This window comes from Pseudoalteromonas sp. JC28, assembly GCF_013319255.1.
Lineage (GTDB): Bacteria > Pseudomonadota > Gammaproteobacteria > Enterobacterales > Alteromonadaceae > Pseudoalteromonas.
Genome location: NZ_QOKX01000007.1, coordinates 494,215 through 516,656 on the forward strand (window position 1 = coordinate 494,215; position 22,442 = coordinate 516,656).

Annotated in this window: 20 protein-coding genes; 6 read left to right on the forward strand and 14 right to left on the reverse strand. The window is 44.1% G+C overall.

What is annotated here, in order from left to right; genetic code table 11:
* The 6 genes from rng to DS891_RS17685 form a co-directional block, all read right to left on the reverse strand.
* Nucleotides 1–1,473, reverse strand: coding sequence for a ribonuclease G (gene rng, locus DS891_RS17660; RefSeq protein WP_010376650.1), 1,473 nt, complete (start codon nucleotides 1,471–1,473; stop codon nucleotides 1–3).
* A gap of 3 nt (nucleotides 1,474–1,476) precedes the next feature.
* Nucleotides 1,477–2,043 (reverse strand): nucleoside triphosphate pyrophosphatase, encoded by a 567-nt coding sequence (locus DS891_RS17665; protein ID WP_174170503.1) that lies wholly within the window; start codon nucleotides 2,041–2,043, stop codon nucleotides 1,477–1,479.
* A complete protein-coding gene (gene mreD, locus DS891_RS17670; protein WP_026001073.1) occupies nucleotides 2,043–2,525 on the reverse strand; it encodes a rod shape-determining protein MreD in 483 nt (160 codons plus the stop codon). The genes DS891_RS17665 and mreD overlap by 1 nt, the downstream gene beginning before the upstream one ends.
* Nucleotides 2,515–3,357, reverse strand: a complete 843-nt coding sequence (gene mreC / locus DS891_RS17675) for a rod shape-determining protein MreC (protein ID WP_174170504.1) — start codon at nucleotides 3,355–3,357, stop codon at nucleotides 2,515–2,517. The genes mreD and mreC overlap by 11 nt, the downstream gene beginning before the upstream one ends.
* The gene (locus DS891_RS17680; protein ID WP_010376642.1) at nucleotides 3,357–4,400 is read right to left on the reverse strand and encodes a rod shape-determining protein; all 1,044 of its coding nucleotides are present in this window, start codon (nucleotides 4,398–4,400) and stop codon (nucleotides 3,357–3,359) included. Before DS891_RS17680 ends, mreC begins: the two co-directional genes overlap by 1 nt.
* 67 nt (nucleotides 4,401–4,467) lie before the next feature.
* Complete coding sequence (locus DS891_RS17685; RefSeq protein ID WP_010605945.1) at nucleotides 4,468–6,480, reverse strand: formylglycine-generating enzyme family protein; 2,013 nt, start codon at nucleotides 6,478–6,480, stop codon at nucleotides 4,468–4,470.
* Between the two features lie 298 nt (nucleotides 6,481–6,778).
* Between DS891_RS17685 and DS891_RS17690 the strand changes: the two genes are divergently transcribed.
* On the forward strand, nucleotides 6,779–7,690 hold the full coding sequence (locus DS891_RS17690) for a 1-aminocyclopropane-1-carboxylate deaminase/D-cysteine desulfhydrase (protein WP_010605946.1): 912 nt from the start codon (nucleotides 6,779–6,781) through the stop codon (nucleotides 7,688–7,690).
* A gap of 21 nt (nucleotides 7,691–7,711) precedes the next feature.
* On the opposite strand, the gene DS891_RS17695 is transcribed toward DS891_RS17690, so the two are convergent.
* From DS891_RS17695 to DS891_RS17710, 4 genes are all read right to left on the reverse strand, one after another.
* Nucleotides 7,712–9,298 carry an EAL domain-containing protein gene (locus DS891_RS17695; protein WP_174170505.1) on the reverse strand — a complete coding sequence of 529 codons (1,587 nt, stop codon included), beginning with the start codon at nucleotides 9,296–9,298 and terminating at the stop codon, nucleotides 7,712–7,714.
* A 271-nt stretch (nucleotides 9,299–9,569) separates the two neighbouring features.
* On the reverse strand, nucleotides 9,570–10,223 hold the full coding sequence (gene ssb / locus DS891_RS17700; RefSeq protein ID WP_174170506.1) for a single-stranded DNA-binding protein: 654 nt from the start codon (nucleotides 10,221–10,223) through the stop codon (nucleotides 9,570–9,572).
* A 17-nt stretch (nucleotides 10,224–10,240) separates the two neighbouring features.
* The gene (locus DS891_RS17705; protein ID WP_039492994.1) at nucleotides 10,241–11,608 is read right to left on the reverse strand and encodes an MFS transporter; all 1,368 of its coding nucleotides are present in this window, start codon (nucleotides 11,606–11,608) and stop codon (nucleotides 10,241–10,243) included.
* 139 nt (nucleotides 11,609–11,747) lie between these two features.
* Nucleotides 11,748–12,494 carry an ABC transporter substrate-binding protein gene (locus DS891_RS17710; RefSeq protein ID WP_010605950.1) on the reverse strand — a complete coding sequence of 249 codons (747 nt, stop codon included), beginning with the start codon at nucleotides 12,492–12,494 and terminating at the stop codon, nucleotides 11,748–11,750.
* 180 nt (nucleotides 12,495–12,674) lie between these two features.
* Between DS891_RS17710 and uvrA the strand changes: the two genes are divergently transcribed.
* Entirely contained in the window at nucleotides 12,675–15,497 is a 2,823-nt protein-coding gene (gene uvrA / locus DS891_RS17715; RefSeq protein WP_174170507.1) for an excinuclease ABC subunit UvrA, read from the forward strand.
* Between the two features lie 50 nt (nucleotides 15,498–15,547).
* Nucleotides 15,548–16,642, forward strand: coding sequence for a hypothetical protein (locus DS891_RS17720; protein WP_174170508.1), 1,095 nt, complete (start codon nucleotides 15,548–15,550; stop codon nucleotides 16,640–16,642).
* Here the strand turns inward: DS891_RS17720 and DS891_RS17725 are convergent.
* On the reverse strand, nucleotides 16,623–17,021 hold the full coding sequence (locus DS891_RS17725; RefSeq protein WP_010605953.1) for a thioesterase family protein: 399 nt from the start codon (nucleotides 17,019–17,021) through the stop codon (nucleotides 16,623–16,625). The genes DS891_RS17720 and DS891_RS17725 overlap by 20 nt on opposite strands.
* A gap of 29 nt (nucleotides 17,022–17,050) precedes the next feature.
* Here DS891_RS17725 and DS891_RS17730 point away from each other — a divergent pair, with 29 nt between their 5' ends.
* A complete protein-coding gene (locus DS891_RS17730) occupies nucleotides 17,051–17,752 on the forward strand; it encodes a 2OG-Fe(II) oxygenase (protein WP_088531994.1) in 702 nt (233 codons plus the stop codon).
* 308 nt (nucleotides 17,753–18,060) lie between these two features.
* Here DS891_RS17730 and DS891_RS17735 read toward each other — a convergent pair whose 3' ends face one another.
* Nucleotides 18,061–18,429: a YacL family protein gene (locus tag DS891_RS17735; protein ID WP_010376624.1), complete on the reverse strand. Its 369-nt coding sequence runs from the start codon at nucleotides 18,427–18,429 to the stop codon at nucleotides 18,061–18,063.
* Nucleotides 18,430–18,491: 62 nt separating this feature from the next.
* Here DS891_RS17735 and DS891_RS17740 point away from each other — a divergent pair, with 62 nt between their 5' ends.
* Nucleotides 18,492–19,436 (forward strand): AEC family transporter, encoded by a 945-nt coding sequence (locus DS891_RS17740; RefSeq protein ID WP_254605922.1) that lies wholly within the window; start codon nucleotides 18,492–18,494, stop codon nucleotides 19,434–19,436.
* A 3-nt stretch (nucleotides 19,437–19,439) separates the two neighbouring features.
* Here the strand turns inward: DS891_RS17740 and DS891_RS17745 are convergent, their stop codons facing one another.
* On the reverse strand, nucleotides 19,440–19,667 hold the full coding sequence (locus DS891_RS17745) for a hypothetical protein (protein WP_010376621.1): 228 nt from the start codon (nucleotides 19,665–19,667) through the stop codon (nucleotides 19,440–19,442).
* A gap of 220 nt (nucleotides 19,668–19,887) precedes the next feature.
* Here DS891_RS17745 and DS891_RS17750 point away from each other — a divergent pair, with 220 nt between their 5' ends.
* The gene (locus DS891_RS17750; protein ID WP_174170509.1) at nucleotides 19,888–21,201 is read left to right on the forward strand and encodes a short-chain fatty acid transporter; all 1,314 of its coding nucleotides are present in this window, start codon (nucleotides 19,888–19,890) and stop codon (nucleotides 21,199–21,201) included.
* Between the two features lie 30 nt (nucleotides 21,202–21,231).
* Here DS891_RS17750 and DS891_RS17755 read toward each other — a convergent pair whose 3' ends face one another.
* Complete coding sequence (locus tag DS891_RS17755) at nucleotides 21,232–22,242, reverse strand: metalloprotease (protein WP_174170510.1); 1,011 nt, start codon at nucleotides 22,240–22,242, stop codon at nucleotides 21,232–21,234.
* Nucleotides 22,243–22,442: the final 200 nt, after the last annotated feature.

Genomic DNA, 22,442 nt, shown 5'->3' on the forward strand with positions numbered 1-22,442 from the left:
TTACATCATTACTACGTCAAACTGCTCTTGGCTATATAAGCTCTCAGTTTGAATGCTAACCTGCTTACCAATAAATAATTCAAGCTCAGCTAAATTATGATACTCATCGTTGATCAAGGCTTCGCTCACCGCTGGCGAGGCATAAACCATAAACTTGTCGGCATCATAAGCACGATTCACACGCACGATTTCCCGTAGGATCTCATAACAAACGGTTTCGACCGTTTTTAGTGAACCACGACCGGAGCAAGATGGACACACATCACAAAGAATATGCTCTAGACTTTCGCGCGTGCGCTTGCGGGTCATTTCTACAAGACCAAGTGCAGAGAGTCCATTGATATTGGCTTTCGCTCGGTCTTTAGACAACGCAGTTTCTAAAGAGTGCAATACTCGGCGTTTATGCTCGTCAGATACCATATCAATAAAGTCGATAATAATGATACCACCAAGGTTTCGTAACCTTAGTTGCCGCGCAATTGCTGACGTTGCTTCAACATTGGTATTAAAAATCGTCTCTTCGAGGTTACGATGGCCAACGAACGCGCCAGTATTGACATCAACCGTTGTCATTGCTTCTGTTTGGTCAATGATAAGGTAGCCACCAGACTTTAACTCAACCTTTCGATGTAGTGCCTTTTGGATCTCAGTTTCAACATCAAACAAGTCAAAAATGGGACGCTCACCTGGGTAATACTCAAGTGCACTTGCGAGCTGGGGAACAAACTCTTCAGTGAAAAGTTTTAGCTCTTGGTAAGTTAACTTTGAGTCAACACGGATACGCTCCATGTCCTCACCAACATAATCACGCAAGGTGCGAAATGCTAAGGTAAGATCCTCATGCAAAATTTTTGCTTTGCTCGTTTTGCGGCGGCGAGTTACAATTTTCTGCCAAAGCTTTTTCAAAAACTCCGCATCATGCTGTAACTCTGCTTCCGAAGCGCCTTCAGCAGCGGTACGAACGATAAAACCACCGTTTTCGTCATTATATTGTGCAACGATCTCTTTTAACCGGTCACGCTCTTGTTCGGTTTCAATACGTTGACTCACTCCCACATGCGTCGCATCAGGCATAAACACCAAATAACGTGAGGGAATAGTGATATCCGTTGTCAGTCTAGCGCCTTTTGTGCCAAGCGGATCTTTGACTACTTGTACCATAATGAACTGGCCTTGTTTCACCAGCTCACGAATGTCCTGCACTTTCTTAACTGGGGACTCGGCCACCCCCTCTTCAATAGAAGCGCTGTTCACGATATCTGACGCATGTAGGAATGCCGCTTTTTCCAAACCGATGTCCACAAAAGCAGCCTGCATACCAGGAAGAACTCGGCTTACTTTGCCAAGATAAATATTACCGACGATGCCTAGGTTACCGATCCGTTCAACTTGAACTTCTTGCAGCACCCCATTTTCGATTAAGGCTACGCGACTTTCACTTGGGGTGACATTGATTAGTAGTTCGCTACTCATATTTTATTTTAAAAACCGTTGAATTAATTCGTCTGTCTCATATAAAGGTAAGCCGACAACTGCAAAATAGCTACCTTGGATCTCAGTTACAAAGCGTCCACCTACCCCTTGGATCCCATAACCACCCGCTTTATCTTGCGGCTCGTTGGTGTCCCAGTAGGCATCAATTTCAGTTTCGCTCAGCGTTTTAAAAGTCACATTGGTCACAATCACATCGCTCAGTACTTTGCTTGTATCTGCAAGTGCAATCGCCGTCATCACCTGATGCGTATTACCAGAAAGACGCTGCATCATCGCTTTGAAATCCGCTTTATCACGAGGCTTACCAAGCGCTTCTCCGTCAATGACAACCACAGTGTCACTGCCAAGAACCGGCTTGTCGGTATACCCTAGCGCCACACCTGATTGCGCTTTTAAACACGCTAAACGCTCTACAAGCTGTAATGCGCTTTCATCGTCTAGCGGACTTTCATCAGCATCAACACTAAATTGCTCGAACGAATAGCCCAGCTGAGAAAGTAGCGCTTTGCGACGTGGAGAAGCCGAAGCTAAATATAAAGAGATAGACATTATCTGATCCTAAACTGTCTACGATATTTTCTCAGCAGTGGGAATATCCACAACCAGCACACCATGCCCGTAACCGCAGGCCACAGATAATGCGGGTTAAAGTAGATATCAAGCAAGAAATGATTAAGCCAAAATTGTAACAAATGATAGAGCGCGAGAAATAGCCCGATCAGCACTGCTTGCTGCCAGATGGAGAAATTACGAATTTTCTGAAAGTTGCTGGCGGTAATATAAATACAAATGGAATAGGTCAACGAGTTCACCCCGAGTGGTGCGCCCATCGCTAAGTCTATTATCAGGCCAGTCATCCAAGCCCAACCAATATTCACACGGTGAGGAACGGCCAAAGACCAGTACATCAACACCAATAATACCCAGTCAGGACGAAATGGTTCAAGTGAAAAAGGCAACGGCATAAGTGCCATGATTAACGCAACAAAGACACTCAATGCAATCAATAAGTTGCTATGTTTACTCATGATTTATTGCCTCTTGGCTGCGTTTACCTAACACCACGAGTAAGCGAATGCGATCTAGTTGTGCAATCGGCTCTGCCTGTACTTGTGCAAATGGTAGGCCTTCGTCTCGGTCTATCTCAGTAACTACAGCCACCGGATAGCCTTCAGGGAAAGTACCACCAAGCCCGGAAGTGACCAACACATCGCCAATGCGAATATCCATGCTATGCGGTACATGAGCAAGGCGAACATTATTGATTTTACCCGTCCCCTCAACCACAGTGCGAACGTCATTACGCAATATTCTGACCGGTGTCGCATGGGTGGTATCTGTCATAAGCAGCACTCTTGAGGTCGTTGTACCGACTTGAGTTAGCTGCCCAACAATGCCCATTTCGTCAATAACAGCCTGCCCTTCGCTTATCCCATCAATAGTACCGCGATTAATCACCACCTGATGACTATAAGGGTTCGAATGAACAGACAACACTTGAGATATTAAACGTTGATTGGTTTCCCTAGCCGAAGCACCTAATAAGGCGCGCAATTCTTGATTTTCTTTTTGCAAAAACTGAAGTTGCTGTAATTGCTCACTCTGTATTAATTGTTTTTCTCTGAGTGCTTGGTTTTCTTGTTGCAGCTTTTCTCTGGTATTGAGACTTTTCAGGCCCAAGTTGAACGCTTCATAAGGAATGTTAGCAACGTACAGTAGCGGACTGACCAAAGTGTTTAAACTGGTTCGCACCATAGTCCCACCAACTGTGTAACGGTCACCAATGATCAGAATAATACTAAGCACAACTGCGACAGAAAGTCGCAGTTGTAAAGGAACGGTTCGGCCAAATAATAAATTCATCAGTCGTAACTAAATACGTCACCACCGTGCATGTCTATCATCTCTAACGCTTTACCACCACCTCTTGCCACACAAGTTAATGGATCATCGGCAACCACCACTGGAATACCGGTTTCTTCCATCAACAAACGGTCTAAGTCTTTGAGTAATGCGCCACCACCTGTTAATACCATGCCGTGGGCAGAAATATCAGAGGCAAGCTCTGGTGGCGACTGCTCTAGCGCAACCATTACTGCACTTACAATCCCCATCAAAGGCTCTTGTAACGCTTCTAGGATTTCATGCGAATTGAGTGTGAAAGAGCGTGGTACCCCCTCAGCTAAGTTACGGCCGCGAACCTCAATCTCAATCGGTGTTTCACTCTTAAACGCTGAGCCTATTTCATGTTTGATATGCTCAGCCGTCGCTTCACCAATTAGACTTCCGAAGTTACGACGTACATAGTTAATAATCGCTTCATCAAACTTATCACCACCGATACGTACTGAAGACGAATAAACAACACCATTTAGTGAGATAATCGCCACTTCCGTCGTACCACCACCGATATCAACAACCATTGAACCCGTTGCTTCAGATACTGGTAAGCCAGCACCAATTGCAGCAGCCATTGGCTCTTCAATTAAGTACACTTCACGTGCACCAGCACCCATTGCGGATTCACGGATAGCACGCTTTTCAACTTGCGTTGCACCACAAGGTACGCAAATAAGTACACGAGGGCTTGGACGCATGAAGTTATTATTGTGCACCTGTTTGATAAAGTGCTGTAACATTTTTTCTGTTACATAGAAGTCTGCAATCACCCCGTCTTTCATCGGGCGAATAGCTTTGATGTTACCCGGCGTTCGACCTAGCATTTGCTTAGCCGCAGTACCCACTGATGCAACGCTTTTTGGGCCACCAGCTCGCTCCTGACGAATTGCCACCACCGATGGCTCATTCAGTACGATGCCTTCTTCTTTTACATAAATAAGTGTGTTTGCCGTCCCTAAATCGATAGAGAGATCGTTAGAAAATAATCCGCGTAATTTTTTAAACATGAGGCTGGGTGACCTTTCAGAATTCTGTCAAACAAAGCAGCATCACCTGCTGCTCTTAATTTACTACTTATCGCTCTCGAACAAGTCGAAAACCTATATAATTCGCTCTAAAATCTGGCGCTAACGCTAAGCGAGTTGACACTCGAGCCAAACTCGGCGCGAAGTTCCATGCACCGCCACGCACTGTAACATCGCTCTGAGAAGCACGCTTTTGCGTCCACTCCCAAACGTTTCCTACAGTATCATATAAGCCATAGCTATTCGGTGAAAATTGGGCAACTGGTGAAGGACTTTTATTAGACCACTCACTGCCACACCAACCACAATTAGCTAGGTTTCTTCCGATTTCATTACCCCATGGGTACTCAGATGCAGTGCCTGCACGCGCCGCATATTCCCATTCAACTTCATTGGGTAATCTAAATTGCTGCCCTTTTTCACCAGATAACCAGTTGGCATATGCTTTGGCATCGTCATAGGCAACACACACAACGGGAAAATTATCTGATTGCTCGTAACCTGGGTTTTCCCAATTATATTCAAGCTCCCAAACCGGTTCGCCATTTTTATAGTATGCGCAGCCTTTACCTTGTTCGGCTAAGGTTTTATATCCTGTGCTTTGCGCAAAACGGCGAAAAGCCGCCACTGTAACCTCAGTGCTCTGCATGGCATATGAATGGCTCAACACTTTTTCAACAACGGGACGCTCATTTGGTAAACCATTACCCGTCAGGTCGCCCATTTTAAAAGTGCCCGCAGGGATAATAGCGAGCTTATTTTCAGTGGTTGCTACGGCGACCACTTGTACTTGTTGCGCTTCAGGCTCAGGCTTTTTCGTTACAACAGACGTTACCGATTGGCGTTTCTTCACCAATTTCGCATTAATGGTTTGCGCAGCTCGTAGGTTAATGCGTGCTTTATAAGGTTCATAACCTAATTTCCGGATCTCAACATCATAAAATCCAGCAGGAATTGCTACTGTCGTTTTTGTCGCGCCGTAACTGACTCCATTAATAAATACTTCGTCGTCGTAAACATTTGATCTTAAAGTTAACTCGACTGTTTTATCAGCCGTTTGTGACTTTTTTACAAGAGGGGTCTCCACGACGGGCTGCTTTGTAATAGTCGCAACTTCAACCGGCTCACTTTGTTCGTCCGAAAAAGTCAGTTGGTTATCACTGTAGACTGTCGAGTAGTTCGACTGGTAATTTACGGCAAGCGGAGTGCCATACTCAGCACAATAACGATTGTCTAAGCTCAACAAGTTACATAAGCGGCTGCTATTTACATCACCACGCATCGTCACACTGAGGTTAACGTTGTAGTTGCCTTGTCCACTAAACCCACTATTTACAACATGGCTGCTAACCACTTGAACCTGCGCGCCAGCCATATTGCGTTTTGGCTCAACAACACGACTCTCGGTTAGGTTTGCAAAAATCTGGTCAATAAAGCGCTTGGTAGCTTTTTGAAGCCCCATTTGCTGACCACGCTGCTCACAAGCCGCCAAGGTCTCTGTGCGTTTACAGTTAATCGTGTGATCTACTTCTAGTGTACCTTCACGAGTAAACTCATTACGTAGTCGCTCTACTCGCGCTGTGCCAAGCTGATCTTTTAAGTTTTCAAGCGTATTTACTAAGGTGTGCTTAGTCACACGGACTTGCTCAATATCTTTACGTTGTGATGCGATCGCCGCAATTTGCATCGCAATGTCTTCTTTGTTCTGCTTGTGATCTGTCACAGCTTGTTGATACCGCGTTTGCGCAGAAGAAATATCAATGGAAGGATCATCAATTAGCCGACGATACAACTCATTCATTGCATCTAGGGCCTGATTTTTTTCTTTGTCTAACTCACCTGAACGTTTTCTCAATAACTCAAGTTGAGACTGCAGACGCGTTTCCTCTGCTAGGTGTTTTTCTAAAACGACCGAGTATCTGTCTAATTCGCTTTGCTTGTTAGACAATTCAGACTCGATGGCAGTGACCGTTGCAGTATCTTGCGCCATAGCGCTTTGAGCAACAGTACCCATGGCCAGGATCGAGGCCGAGACAATAAAAGTTAAAGGAGCAATTCGCATATGTTCCATTCCCAACAGCGGCAATTGTTTGGTCTTGTTATTTCTTATAGTTAGGGCTCTATGCTATGTACTTACAAAGTAAAACACAAGCTTTGCACAATTAATATCTGAGTTTACAACTATTAACCAGCGTCTTGCCAGTTTTTAGCTGAGATTTTGTCTATTTTTCTCTAACATCGCGATGTGTTACTAATTCAAGTCCAAAATAGAAGATAGGTAATCAAGGATGTATGATAACCTCTGGAGTGAAACGCTCGGGTTATTTATTATATGTGCAAAATATCAGACTGATTTCATCATGCAAACCATCACCAATATCGCCGAGTCACCGATCCAAACTATTCACCACCCGACATTGGAAAAATACGGTTTAACGTTGCAGGTTAAGCGTGATGACTTGCTCCACCCGGTGATCCAAGGAAACAAATGGCGTAAGCTAAAATACAATATACTCCACCTAAAGCAAGCTGGCCTTGAAGAGTTAGTCACTTTTGGTGGGGCGTTTTCCAATCACTTATATGCTACTAGCATGGCGTGCAAACTTTTCGCAATCAAAGGTCACTTAATTGTTAGAGGCCCAGAGATTGACTGGCGCAATCCAACGCTAAAAATGGCAAGCGCTTGCGGGCTAACACTTCATCCCGTGAGTCGAGTCGAATATCGGCAAAGAAATCAGCCTGAATACATTCAAACTCTGCAAGCCAAGTTTAATAATGCTTATCTCATACCAGAAGGCGGCACTAATGCACTTGCACTGCAAGGCGTTGAAGAGTTAGCGCATTCCTTGCCTCAAAGTGATTATGTCATGACGGCTGTAGGTAGTGGCGGCACAGTGGCAGGACTAATCTCGGGATTACCTGATCACACGCAGGTTCTAGGCGTTACGGTACTAAGAGGTGCTGAATACCTAGCACAGGAGATACATGAATTAATCACAGCTCAGCGCTGCGCGCCATGGCAGCTACTCCATGATTTTCACCACGGAGGTTACGCCAAGACTACACCTGAATTGCTGAGTTTTTGTCATGAAATGAAGGTAAAATATCGTTTGCCTCTTGAGCCTATTTATACTGGTAAACTGTTTTACGCCATTTTCACTTTGGCTCAACAAGGATACTTCAAAAGAGGCAGTGTGATCACCGCAATCCATACCGGCGGCTTACAAGGATTAGATGGTTTGAGATATTTGACTAATAAAAAGTCGGCCTAATCAGCTCATGCGGTTAGCGTTTTAGTGAATATCAGCGAGCTGTTGTAACGGTGCGGAAAAATAATGCCCTTGGGCCCCTTTCACTCCAAGCCCTTTGATACAACTCAATTCAGCAACGGTTTCAACCCCCACTGCATACACGGGAATACCCAAGCTTCTTGCTTGAGCGACTATTTGCTTAACTGTGCGTTTACGATACGCAGACTTTTCAATGCCGTGTACCAGCTCGCAGCTGAGCTTGATAGCTTTTACCAACTCGGCAAGCGGTGTGCGCCCTAGCGTCAGAGCCTGTGTAACGTTATCCAAATAAATATCGCACCCAAGTCGATTCAACCTATCAAAAGCCGCCTGCAAACGTTCTCCATGTTGATAGACCTCTTCTATGCTAAGTTCAAACCCAATTGCCGCCCCGCTATGAGATGCAATGAGCTGCCCCTCGAGCCACTCAATAAACTGACTATCCACCCAACTCGAAATATGTAAGTTAATGCTTACCTTACCAAAACTCCTTTCCTGCTCATAAACAGACAACACCTGCTTCACTATCGCTCTATCCAGAAACTGAAATTGCTCTGAGGTATAAAGGTGTTGCATCACCTGCTTGGCCGAAATTCGCCCCATTTCTTTGTGAGTCACTCTTAGTAGCGCTTCGCTTACAATTACGTCTTCGGCTAAAAAGTCGAACAACGGCTGGAAGAATAAGGAAAACTGTCCGGCTTTCAAATAACTCAGCAAAGCTTCACCGTCTTCGTTAAGGCGTTTTGCCAATAACTCTGTGAGATGCACTAGATGAGTATGTTGCCACACTTGATTTTGCGCAATTGAGAGCGCTGATTTTGCGCTTTGATAAACCTGTGTTTGTTGTTTATTTTCCTGATAAAAACAAGCGCCAAGCTTCACTTTGCTGCGAGATAAATCTCCCCGAAACTCTAGTAGTACTCGATAAACGATTTCGTGCATTTGCTTTGCCAAATCCATACCTTTAGTCGCCCCAATCTGCTTTACTGTCACGGCTAATGCCCCTGAAGCCAGATATTTAACTGCCACAGTCCCAAACTCTCCAACGCCTTTAACCAGCGCAAGCTGAAAATGTAACTGCAGATCAACTTCTTTAGGCGTACTGCACTGCCAATGGATTAACGCAAATAATGCATACTGCCCTTCTGGAGCGGGGGCTGGTAAAGCCACAGGCTTTTGCGCATGTGAGGTAGACTCAACCTTACCGTATAAAAACCACCACCGATGTACGAATAACACCAGTCCAATTGACAATAAATTGAAAAATATCAATATATATCCATGACTTATCCATATAGATTCATGGTACAAGGTAACGGTTTGGTCATTGGCAACAAATTGGTGCTCTTCTGCATTCGCAACAGGTAACAATGAAAAACCATACTTCGTAGCTATTTCACTTACTCCCGCAGCAAAAGCTTCAGCTGATAGCTGAGAAATTTCAGCCGCGGCTTCTTCGCCTTGCGTGTGAACCTGAAGGTGCAGTAAATGATTAAGAAGGAAATTTAGACACAACAACACCGCCAAACTTACCGCGACTAGCTTTTTTTGATACTGACGACGAAATCCATCTAACAGCTGAATTGGCATAATGTTTTTATTGGGTGGAAAGATAACTGAAGTGTTGTTCAAAATAGTGCAAAACTCAAGCGAGATGCGGCTTTTAATTGTACAGAAAGGATAAGCAACTGAGCCAAAACTAGAAATGCGTTAAGTTTAATAATCGTACAAGATGGTAAGCTTTATCTAAGCTTACTCTTCACTATTCTCTTAGAGATATTTATACCAGTAAAAAAACAAAAACCCCAGCATGATGCTAGGGTTTTCGTAGATGCTTCTTTACACTGTAAAGGTTGGAAGACTAGAACGGAATGTCATCATCAAAGTCAATTGGTGGCTCCATAGGATTTGAGCTACCACCTGATTGACCATTGTTTTGGTTCTGTTGTGGTGCAAAGCCACCTTGAGACTGGCCACCAAATCCAGAAGACTGCTGAGAATTCTGTTGCGATTGCTGTGGTGCGAATCCACTTTGCTGCTGGTTTGACTGGCTTTGCTGTGGCTGCGAATATTGCTGCTGAGGCGCTTGATTATAGCTTTGCTGGCCATAATTATTTTGCTGCTGTTGACCACCTTGGTACTGGCCGCCACCTTGACCCTGCTGCTCGCCACGGCCACCTAGCATTTGCATTTGGCCACCCATGTCCACCACGATTTCCGTTGTGTACTTTTCTTGGCCGCTTTGATCTGTCCACTTACGAGTCTGTAGACGACCTTCAATGTAAACCTGCGAGCCTTTTCTTAAATACTCACCCGCAACTTCCGCAAGTTTGCCAAACAACACAACACGGTGCCATTCTGTGCGCTCTTGCAATTGACCGGTGTTTTTATCTTTCCAGCTATCCGTAGTTGCAATGCTGATGTTAGCCACGCCGTTACCGTTTGGCATATAGCGAACTTCAGGATCTTGGCCCAGATTACCTACCAAAATTACTTTATTAACACCACGTGCCATGGCATTGTCTCCTCACACTATGACAAGCCCAGCACTTGCTTGGCTTGCTTCAAATCAAAAATTTTATCATCTACTTTTAGGTAGCTACGATTCTCATCTCTCACTACCGTGGCCTCAAGTACCCCAGGTAATGAAACCAATTGGTCTGCCAATTCCGTCGCTTGTTGCTCATTTTCTACAGCAGAAACTAAGCTGATTGCTTTGCTCTTAGGTGGCACTTGCATACCCCATGCGATAACAAACCATATTACCCCAATAATGGCCGTTGCCGCAAATATCGTATCGACCGCAAAATTTTGCGCCAAAATACCACCTAAAGCACCGCCTATAAATGCACCAAGAAACTGGCCAGATGAAAATACTCCCATCGCCGATCCCTTTTGGTTTGCTGGAGCTATACGAGAAACCAACGCAGGCATAGTTGCTTCGAGAAAATTAAAGGCAATAAAATAGACCAGCATTGCACCTGCGATCACCCAAAGTGAATCTACAAAGCAATACAAAGTAACCGAGCTTACCACTAGCATTGCAATAGACAGCAAGAATGTCTGCTTTTCTTTTTGTTTGCGGATCGCCACTATCATCATCGGTGCCATCAAAATAAAGGCGAGTAAAAATACCGGAATATAAAGTTGCCAGTGCCTATCTGCAGCAAGACCATCACGGATCAACTGACCAGGCAAAGCTACAAAAATTGTAGTCAGCGTCAAATGCAATAGCAACACCCCAAGGTCAAGCCTCAGTAACTGTGGGTTTTGCACCAAGCGACGAATATCTGCAAAGCTTGCAATTGTGTCGCCTTTAGGGGCTTTATTTACCGCATTTGGCACCATAAAGGTAATGATAGCGATACCTACAATTGCTAATACCGCCGTCAACCAGAAGATCCCTGCGATACCAAAAGACGCTGCAATCATTGGTCCTAATAACATGGCTACAGCAAAGCTCATACCAATGCACATGCCAATGACCGCCATTACCTTCGGACGCTGCTCGTCACGGCTCAAATCCGCAGCAAGCGCAAGTAAAGCACTTGCAATCGCGCCCATGCCCTGTAGGGCTCTACCAAATGTCACCCAATAGATTGAATCCGCTAATGCCGCGATAACGGATCCTAATGCAAATACCAACAACCCACCAATGATGATTGGCTTACGACCGAACTTATCAGACAACCAACCCATAGGTATCTGGAGTACAGCTTGAGTCAAACCATAAGCACCAATAGCCAAACCAATCCACAGTGGCGAGACATCCTGTAAAGACTGGCCGTAAACAGCTAACACAGGCATCAGCATAAACAAACCAAGCATGCGGAAAGCGAAAACGCCAGCAAGAGAAATCGCGGCGCGCTTTTCAGTTGGATTTAAAGAGTCATTAGACATAAGGCGGTATTCATCACTATCGAAAATCACGCGCAAGTTTAACAAACTCTTTTCTTAACTTACACTAGCGCGAACGGATCTTTGCAATGCGATTGTTACCATCATGAATTTGAACGACTTACTTCGAGAGAAAAAAGCGCTAGTTGGTGCCGTACTTGGCCGTGATCTGATCTAATTTTCCGCTACGTTTAACCCGTTCAAATGCTTGACTCAAACGCTGCAAACGCTCGCTCGAGGTGCGTGCCTTGCTAAAGGCAAAATATACTGGGTTTTCGTTAATAACCAACGGGCTAATCGCAAACTTTTCAAAATCAGGGTTATTTTTACTTTGATACAGGATGTTGAATTTTTCTTCTAAAAACCCTGCTATCCGTCCTTTTTTGAGCAAATTCAATTTTACCTGATTGTCGGGTACATAAATAAATTGTGTTTCACTGTCGGTACGACGCGCAAGGCGAGCTGTAAACGCCTCACCGTAATAAGCATTACGCTGAATAGCGATGGGCTTTGACAGATGGAATAACGACTCAAGTGAGTCAAGCTGATGAGGCTCGCCTGAGTTCATTGCAAAAACAATCGTTTCCATTCGTTGAGGACCAATAAAATGCGCAAACTGTTCACGTACCGGTGTTTTTGTGACGCTCAAAATAAGATCGATATCGCCCTCCTCTAAAAGCTTCAGCGCCCGACCCCAAGGAATACTTACGAAACGATAGCTACACCCTGCTTCATCCAACAAGGCTTTAGCGAAATCAACATCCATACCGTGCCAAACAAGGTCGTCATTTAACTTAGACTGCGCAGCATAATTCTCAAACCGTACCACCAGCTCACAGGCGAAGACATTTTGGCAAAGCAGCGCCAAAAGCAATAAAAGTCGATACAAAATCAATATCCCAAGTTGATCGGTTTAATAAGTTTAGTTCGTTTAGCAGAGATAACTTAATTTTGTATTCGGGATGCGGTAATCTGTTCACTTCACATCATGCTTTGACTGATCCAGGTTTCAATTTAGTGGATTAGTATCGCGTACTCAGTACAGCGCACGAAAAAACACAAGGGTCGTATGGATAAAATAGAAGTTAGGGGTGCCCGCACCCACAATTTAAAAGACATTTCACTCACCATTCCAAGAGACAAGTTGATAGTGATCACGGGTCTTTCTGGCTCAGGGAAGTCGTCTTTAGCATTTGACACTTTATACGCAGAAGGCCAGCGTCGTTATGTTGAGTCTTTGTCTGCGTACGCGAGGCAGTTTTTATCGCTGATGGAAAAACCAGATGTGGATCACATTGAGGGCTTGTCTCCCGCGATTTCCATTGAACAGAAGTCGACTTCTCATAACCCACGCTCAACCGTGGGAACCATTACCGAAATATACGACTATTTAAGGTTACTCTTTGCCCGAGTGGGTGAACCGAGATGCCCTACGCATGATTTACCGTTAGCCGCACAAACCATCAGTCAAATGGTTGATACTGTGTTAGCGCTACCCGAGGGTAGCAAACTCATGCTGCTTGCACCGGTGGTGAAAAACCGTAAAGGTGAGCACGTAAAACTGCTAGAAGAGCTTGCGAGCCAAGGTTTTATTCGTGCACGTATTGATGGCGAGGTGTGCGATCTCTCAGATCCACCAACGCTAGAGTTACAGAAAAAACATACCATAGAAGTCGTGGTGGATCGTTTCAAAGTCAAAGCAGGGCTTGAGCAGCGGTTAGCCGAATCTTTTGAAACCGCGCTTGATTTGGCTGATGGCATTGCGCAAATCGCCTATATGGATGATAGCGACGCAGACGAACTGATCTTCTCGGCCAACTTTGCCTGTCCAACTTGTGGCTATGCCATGAGCGAACTTGAACCACGACTGTTTTCTTTCAATAACCCTGCAGGTGCGTGCCAAAGCTGTGATGGTTTGGGGGTAAAGCAGTATTTTGATCCCAAACGTGTAGTGCAAAACCCAGAACTAAGCTTGTCTGGCGGTGCAATCAAAGGGTGGGATAAACGCAGTTTTTACTATTTTCAGATGCTAAGTTCGGTTGCCGAGCAATATGGATTTGATTTAGAAACGCCATTTCAGGATCTGCCGAGTAAATTTCAAAAAGTGGTTTTAGAAGGCTCAGGCAAAACTAAAATCGCGTTTAAGTATCGTAATGACAGAGGCGATCTTATCACCCGCAATCACGAGTTCGAAGGCGTGTTAAACAACATGAATCGCCGTTATCGGGAAACGGAGTCCAGTTCAGTAAGAGAAGAGCTTGCCAAATATCAAACCAGCCAAGCGTGCCCAAGTTGCCATGGCTCACGCCTGCGCGAAGAAGCTCGCCATGTATTTATCGGCTCGACCAACCTGCCAACTGTAACAACGATGAGTATTGGCGAAGCTAGTCAATTTTTTATCGACTTAGTACTCACAGGTCAAAAAGCACAAATTGCGGACAAAATACTCAAAGAGATCCGTGACCGTTTATCTTTCTTGATCAATGTTGGCCTAAACTATCTCTCTTTGGAGCGTAGCGCTGATACTTTATCTGGCGGTGAAGCTCAGCGGATCCGTCTTGCAAGCCAAATTGGCGCCGGCCTCGTGGGGGTAATGTACGTATTGGATGAGCCTTCAATTGGTCTACATCAGCGCGATAACGACCGTTTACTTAAAACACTCACGCACTTAAGAGATCTTGGCAACACCGTGATTGTGGTAGAGCACGACGAAGATGCCATTCGTGCAGCCGATCACATCATCGATATCGGTCCAGGCGCCGGCGTACACGGCGGCTATGTCGTCGCTGAGGGAACTCGCGATGAGATAATGCAAAGTAAAGACTCATTAACTGGTCAATATCTCAGTGGCGAGAAATGCATTGAAGTTCCAGCGCAACGTCATCAATGTGATGACAAGTGGCTTGAGCTTAAAGGCGCGACGGGCAACAACCTAAAAAGTGTCGATTTAAAAGTACCAGTTGGTCTAATGACCTGCATAACAGGGGTATCTGGTTCTGGTAAATCTACCCTCATTAATGACACCCTATTCAAGCTTGCTCATCAGGAATTAAACGGTGCAACAACGCAAGAAGCTGCACCATATGAATCAGTTCATGGGCTAGATCACTTCGATAAAGTTATCGATATTGATCAAAGTCCTATCGGTCGCACACCACGTTCAAACCCAGCAACTTATACAGGGATCTTTACCGCTATCCGCGAATTATTTGCAGGAACACAAGAATCGCGTTCACGCGGTTATAAGGTTGGCCGCTTTAGTTTTAACGTTAAAGGCGGTCGCTGTGAGGCCTGTCAAGGCGATGGAGTTATCAAGGTTGAGATGCACTTCCTGCCGGATGTCTATGTTCCTTGCGATGTCTGTACTGGTAAGCGCTATAACCGTGAAACACTGGAAGTACTGTATAAAGGTAAAAATATCCACGAAGTGTTGGAAATGACAGTTGAGGACGCCCGGGAATTTTTTGATAAGATTCCCGCAATCAATCGCAAACTACAAACTTTAATGGACGTTGGCCTCTCCTACATTCGTTTAGGGCAAGCCGCCACGACTTTGTCCGGTGGTGAAGCGCAGCGTGTTAAGCTCGCTCGTGAACTATCAAAACGAGATACCGGCAAAACACTCTACATTCTCGATGAGCCAACCACAGGTCTGCACTTCCATGATATTCAACAGCTACTCGCGGTATTACATCGTTTGCGCGATCATGGTAATACAGTGTTGGTTATCGAGCACAATCTAGATGTCATCAAAACCGCAGACTGGATTGTGGACTTAGGTCCAGAGGGGGGAGCTGGAGGTGGTCAAATACTCGTCTCAGGTACGCCTGAAACGGTGGCTAACTTTGCAGCTTCGCATACAGGTAAGTACCTTAAGCCCTTATTGTCTTAATTTCTAAAAGTCTCTATTATTGGTGCATAATAATTACAAATTCATTTATTATGCATCAACTTCTCGCGCCAAAAAACTTAACCGCGTACCTAGCAAGGCTGCGCTTTTCCATCGGCCAATTTTGGCAAAGCCTAACACTGGCTCAACGCTATTATTTAGTTAGTTTTATCATTTTTATGTTCAGCTTGAGTGAAACTGAAGATGATAACTTCACCGCTTTTTTGATCTTAATAACCACAGTAACGGCGCTATGTTATGAATTCTGGCCAAGGATCATGACCTTTTGGGAAAGTGTGCCAGGTAAAGCACTGATACTGTTATTTTATGCCTTTATCGCTAACTTTGTGTTAGTGCAAGCTGATGGCCGTATCAATGATTTAACTGGGGTCAGCACGGATAATTTCCCTTACACACATAATTTGAGTGTGTTGTTATCGTTACCTACTTGGTTTTTTATTACCAGTACCTTCTTGTTGATTCTCGCGCAACTCTTTATGACATGCTATGTCGTTGTACTTTTCCTGCTTAAACCATTACGTATAAAGCCTTTTTGGCATCAGAACCACTATCGTTATCCAGCAACAACAGCAATCATCAGGTTGATCATGTGTTTTGTTTTATTGGCTTTCTTGGTGCTCGGCATCGCTAAATCAGGTGCTTCAACCGCATTTACTGGGTTTTCTTCTGATTTCAAAATAGATGAGGACGGAATTTCTTTCCATGCCAACGCGAAAGAATCACGCTCAGCAAACTCCGAAGAAGAAAACGAAGGAGCATCGGAAACTCAACCACAAGTGGCCGACATGAGTGGTGATACTCCACAACAAGATGAAGCACAGTCCACTGCAGATGAGCCGGAGTCGTTAACCGTATCTATTAATAACAATTCTAACCCAGATTTACATGAGCAAGGCAAAAACTATAACGATGTGCTTAACCAAATATTGGCTTACTTTATCTTTCGCTTTGAGTCTGACGGAAACTCACGCTGTGAACATAGCGAAGGCAGTAATATTGTTGAATTAAACGATTATGAGATCTTAGAGATCATGCCGGATAACGCCGCGGAATACGGCTACACCTATACAGTAAAGCCTTGTATTTCAGCGGCAATTGGTCACCAGTTTAAGCCGCAGCAACCATAAAAGTGCCTAGCGCATCGCGCTCTTGCTGACTCAGCGGTTGAGATTGCTTAACCGCAAAGTCATATCGCACCATAATGGTTTTACCTTCAGCACAGCATTCTCCATGCTGCCAAGCCTGCTGCAAAATCACAAATGAGCTGTTGCCGATATGTTCAACAGCCGTTTTTATTTCGACTTCCTGACCATAAAATAGCTCCCCTTTAAAGGTGACTTCGACTTTGGCAACAATCAATTTCCACTCTTTTGGATTTAAATCTGGTGTAAATATTTTGAAAATAGGTGTGCGCGCGGCTTCAAACCACACAGGGAGTACGGTATTGTTGATATGTCCAAGCACATCTGTGTCACAAAAACGCGGCATAAGCTTTTCAGACAGCATAATAACTCCAATAAAAACTAGGGAAAAACATGAGTGATTTTATTCGCGTTTACGATAACGCACTCAGTTCAGACTTTTGCGATGAATTCGTAAAGACCTTCGATCAAAGCCCACATTTAAAACAGGGGACTACGTCTGGTGGTGTCGACTTGAGTAAAAAAGTCAGTCACGACCTTTATCTAAATTCCTACCCTGACTATGCCAAACAGTTACAGCACATTCAACAGGTTACGGCAAAGCACTTATTTGAGTACCTTGAAGAACATTTCTTTATGATCATCGGTGCATTTGGACTTAAAGTGTATCACCCCAAAACTGGTGAACCTGTCGATCTCACTGTGGATAACTTTGAAGAAGTCGGCAAGCCACAACTCCCGGTCCTTGCTCAACAGCTATTTCGTTTAGGCGCTATCCAAGCTCAACGCTATCAAATAAATAAAGGCGGCTACCCCTACTGGCACAGCGAAGTCTACCCTCAACATGACCATAATGAAGCCTTACACCGAGTGCTGTTATTTATGTTCTACCTTAATGATGTCGAGGAAGGTGGCGAGACCGAGTTTTATTATCAGCAGCGTAAAATTGCCCCAGTAAAAGGTTCTATGGTGATAGCACCAGGGTATTTTACACATACACATAGAGGCAATATTCCGGTTTCTAATGATAAGTATATACTCACTTCGTGGGTGTTATTTAATAGAGCAGAGCAACTCTATGGTACGCCCAAATAAGCTATCTCTATACTTCAGGGGCTGTTGAACTCAAGCATAAAAGATAACAGCCCCCACAGAACTTATTTAACCTGAGGTTTGGATAAGGAATGGACTAACTCACTGTTTTTTAATCACCTTAAACTATCTTCTTATCTAGCCAGAGAGTTTTGGGGATAACTCCGCTTCCGCGTCCTGCTCTCGCTAAGGTACCTACATCCTGTAGGCAAGGCGAATTTACGCACCAATAGCTGGCTATTGGAAGTGAATTCAACGCAGTTAGCGCTAAAACTGGCTGCTAGAAAGGCATTAATTATCCGCAGCTCAGGTTATTTAGCTTTGGTAAATTCAGCCCACTCTATCAGCATGGGTAAAAAATCTTCATAGCCACACACCGCCATCATACCCGATTCATCTAAAGCCAGCGCGTCTTCTTGGTATTGCGCTATGTCATCACTTTCATGAAACAGAGCGTGGCTTTCAAATAATGCTTCTTGCGGCGTGAATGTGGCGCGGATCTCTTTTCCAGCCAACACAAGCTCTTCTTTTTGATTTGGCAGGTTTTCAAGCTGTGTCAGCAGGCTGACAATACGCTCATGTGCAAGCTCTTCGCTCAGCCACCGACCTATCAACGCATGCTCGTCATTTAAGCGAGCTCGAAACCCAGAAAGTGGGTCACGAATAAACTGGTATTCCATCTTTACTTCTTAACTAAATCACCTTGTTTTATTATACCTAAGTGGCGTCCGCTAAGCATTCATTGATAGAATTACCTTTTAACCACTCGATTGTTGGTCAACGCATGTCGCCTGTTGAGATCTTATTTCCTCTCACCTTTATCGTTATTTCTGGGTTTTTGAGTGCAAAGATTGGCTTTATCGCCATCAATCAGCTTGATGGCTTGCGTACTTTTATCTTTAATTTATGTATTCCTGTACTGTTATTTAGCAGTATGGTGCAAGCAGATCTGAAAAGCCTCGCGACGGGTCCCTTGTTATTATCCTTTTATCTCCCAGTCGCTCTGACTTATGCAGGCTTATACCTATTTCTCTTTAAAGCGCAACATCGTTCAAAAACAGACAGTGCAGCATTAGCATTAAGTGGCACCTACTCTAATACCGTGTTAGTCGGATTACCGATTATCTTAATGACACTCGGTGAGCAAGCCGCTGCCATGGTATTTATGATTATTACATTCCACAGTGCAATGCTGTTTTTTATGACTTTTTTACTGGCAGCAAGACACAAAAATAAGGTGGATATTGTGAAACCCCTGCTGCTCAATCCAATAGTGATAAGTATTTCGAGCGGTTTGATATTAAACATTGCAGGGTTAAAACTACCAAGCTTAATACATGAAAGCTTTAGTTGGTTGGCAAAACCAGCCATTCCAGGGGCGCTATTTATTCTGGGTGCGAGCTTGGTACAGTATGGCGTGTGGGGAAAGTTACAGGGTACAATATGGCTAAGTGCAGTAAAACTGATACTACTACCGGGATTGGTTTATCTCTTTGCCACTTATTTAGGATTGGCAACTCAACAAGTTCAGGTGGTGACTTTAATGAGTGCCTCTCCGCTGGGAGTCAATGCCTATCTTGTTGCTAGACAGCTCGACAGCCAACAAGCAACGCTTGCGGCTACCGTTGTGCTGTCTACTGTGCTGAGTATGATCAGCCTGACTGGGTGGTTATACTTTTTGGTATAACCGTTAATACCTAGGCGGCGTATACTTAGCAGCATCAATAATAGCCCACAAATGGAAAACGGCTGCAATCACAGGTGGAACCAATAAAAACCACAGTGCATACCCACCTACAACAACAATTGCGAAGATTAAAGCCGCCAATATACGACCTTGAACCAACTGACCAAGGCCAGGGAAAAAGACGTTACAAATCGCTGCAATTACATTACCACCAGAACCTTGTCCAGACATAGTTACCTCTCTTAGTTACTTAAAGTCTTTCTTTTTAATATATCAGATTTCATGCCAATCCTAACGCTTTGATTTTAAAAGAAACCAATGAAACTCATTATTTTCTGTTCACTATAAGTTAGCCTAAACCACTAACTTTTAGCTTAAAGTTTAGCTATATTATTATGCGTAATTCAATCACTTTGATTTACATAAAATAATAATGAAAACAGGATGTCTTATGCTTGGCAAGTTTACCACCCCGCTAACAAAATTAGTCGACAAGTATCTACCCGATCCATTTGTGATTGTGCTTTTACTCACTTTTTTGGTGATGGTACTCGCTACATTGTTTACTCCAGCAACACCTGTCATGGTGCTTGAGGCATGGGGTAATGGCTTTTGGAAGCTGCTTACTTTTGCGATGCAAATGTTGTTAGTTTTATTATGTGGTCACATGCTTGCTGTTACCCCTCCAATAGCGAAAGCGCTAGACCGTATCGCAGGCCTAGCTAAAACTCCTTCTCAAGCAATTATACTCACCACCTTTGTTGCGATGAGCGCCAGCTGGATAAATTGGGGGTTTGGCTTAGTAGTCGGGGCTTTGTTCGCAAAGGCCATCGCTCGAAAAGTGAAAGTTGATTATCGCCTGTTAGTGGCTAGTGCTTACTCTGGTTTTGTTGTTTGGCACGCAGGCCTATCAGGCTCAGTCCCCCTGACTATCGCAACTCCGGGGCACTTTAGTGAAAAGAGCATCGGTATTGTTACCACTTCAGAGACAATCTTTGCGCCATTTAACCTGCTCATCGTACTCAGTATTTTTATCGTTTTACCACTTATAAATAAACTGATGCTTCCCAAAGATGATGACGCAGTTATTGTTGATAAAGAAAAGCTCATTGAACAAAGTAATGATATCAGTAACCGCAATACTCCGGCTGCAAAATTAGAAAATGCCTCATGGCTTGGCATGTTAGGAGGAGCAATCGGTCTTAGCTACTTGGGCTTTTACTTTATATTTAATGTAGGCACATTGACATTGAATATCGTCATAGCCCTGTTTTTGTTCTTAGCTATGCTGCTACACAAGACCCCTGCTAATATTCTCAATAGTCTACAACAAGCAATTCAAGGTGGTGCCGGTATCGTGATACAGTTTCCTTTTTATGCTGGGATCATGGCTATGATGGTCGAAACAGGACTAGCGCAACAAATATCTCAAGGATTTGTTTCTATTAGCAGTCAATGGACATTACCGCTGTGGAGCTTTTTAAGTGCAGGCCTTGTGAATATATTTGTGCCTTCAGGCGGCGGTCAGTGGGCGGTACAAGCACCAATAATCATTCCCGCAGCAGAAGCGCTTAATGCAGACATAGCCAGAGTCGCGATGGCAATTGCTTGGGGTGATGCTTGGACTAACCTGATCCAGCCTTTTTGGGCACTACCGGTACTTGCAATTGCAGGCCTTAAAGCCAAAGATATTATGGGATTTTGCCTAGTACAATTGCTGGTAACGGGTGTAATTATCGCAACTTTATTGTTGCTCCCCCTGTAAGAAGGTGCATAATGCACCTTCTTACACAGATTAACTTGATAAAATTTTCATTGGTAAGCTTAGGATTGGATTCTCTGAATCAGCAAAATGCATCATTACCGCAACATGACCTGTAATAACAACTATATACATAATGGCGCTGACCACTTGCCCATATCGGTCAAGGGGTAATAAGTGACTATAATTACGGCCACGCCACTCAATCAGGATTTCAAAACTACCAATCAAAATGAATATCACCAGTAAGATTAAGCCAAAGGTGTAACTTATCCAAAGGCCGAATAATACTCCTGACATACACGCCAATAACCCCACCCAAGAGCGCATTGAAAAGCTTATGCTTTTTAGAACATGCCCACCATCTAACGGCAAAATAGGTAGTAAATTGAATAAGTTCAACAGCGCACTTAATACTGCAACACCAGCAAAGATTTCCATCTCTGTCGCGTAATACAACACCACTCCAAGGATTGAGGTTATCAAGCCAAATGCCGGTCCCATCAACGAAATAACTACATCTTGCCAGCGGGTCGTGATCTTATCATCACTTACAGCCAGGCCACCAACGAAAGGGATCAAATAGATACCTTTTGTTTTAATCCCAAAATAGCGCATAGCGCGGACGTGGCCATATTCATGAACGACTAAGCAAGCCACAAGCATAAGCGCAAACTGCCAAGAAAATAGCCATGCGTATCCTGCCACGGATGCACCAGCCAAGGCAGCTTTAACCACCTTTGCACTTTTAAATAACTTTAAGCCCAATGCTGCCAAACCAAATAAGCTGCGTTTTTCTTTAGGTGTTTCAGTGCTCACTTCGAGCCACTGAAGCTCAGCTCCATTTACTGCAATACCAAGTAATCCCTGAGGTAACTGCTCTGTATTTACCGCCAGTGCTTGTCCATCAATGGTCGCGAAAATGCCATTATGTTGCTCTTCAAAGGTAATCGCTTGCTGCTCGACAAAAAGCTGTACTACTTGTTGTTGGTTAAAAAAGATAGATACCGCTTTGTCCGCTAGCGAAAGCTCGACTCTATTCATATTCAGATCCAAAGGTCATTTGGGGCATTATCGCTAAAAGCGTCCGCTTCATAAAGTGCTGCCGGAATCTGAATTAGAAAAATGCAGGTAAAGTGTCATTATTGCGCTTCAAATTGAGTAAAAATCACCTTTTAAAGCATTTTGAGATTTGAGCACTTTAAATTATTTGTACTAGACTTTAAGGAGGTAAGGTATACGAA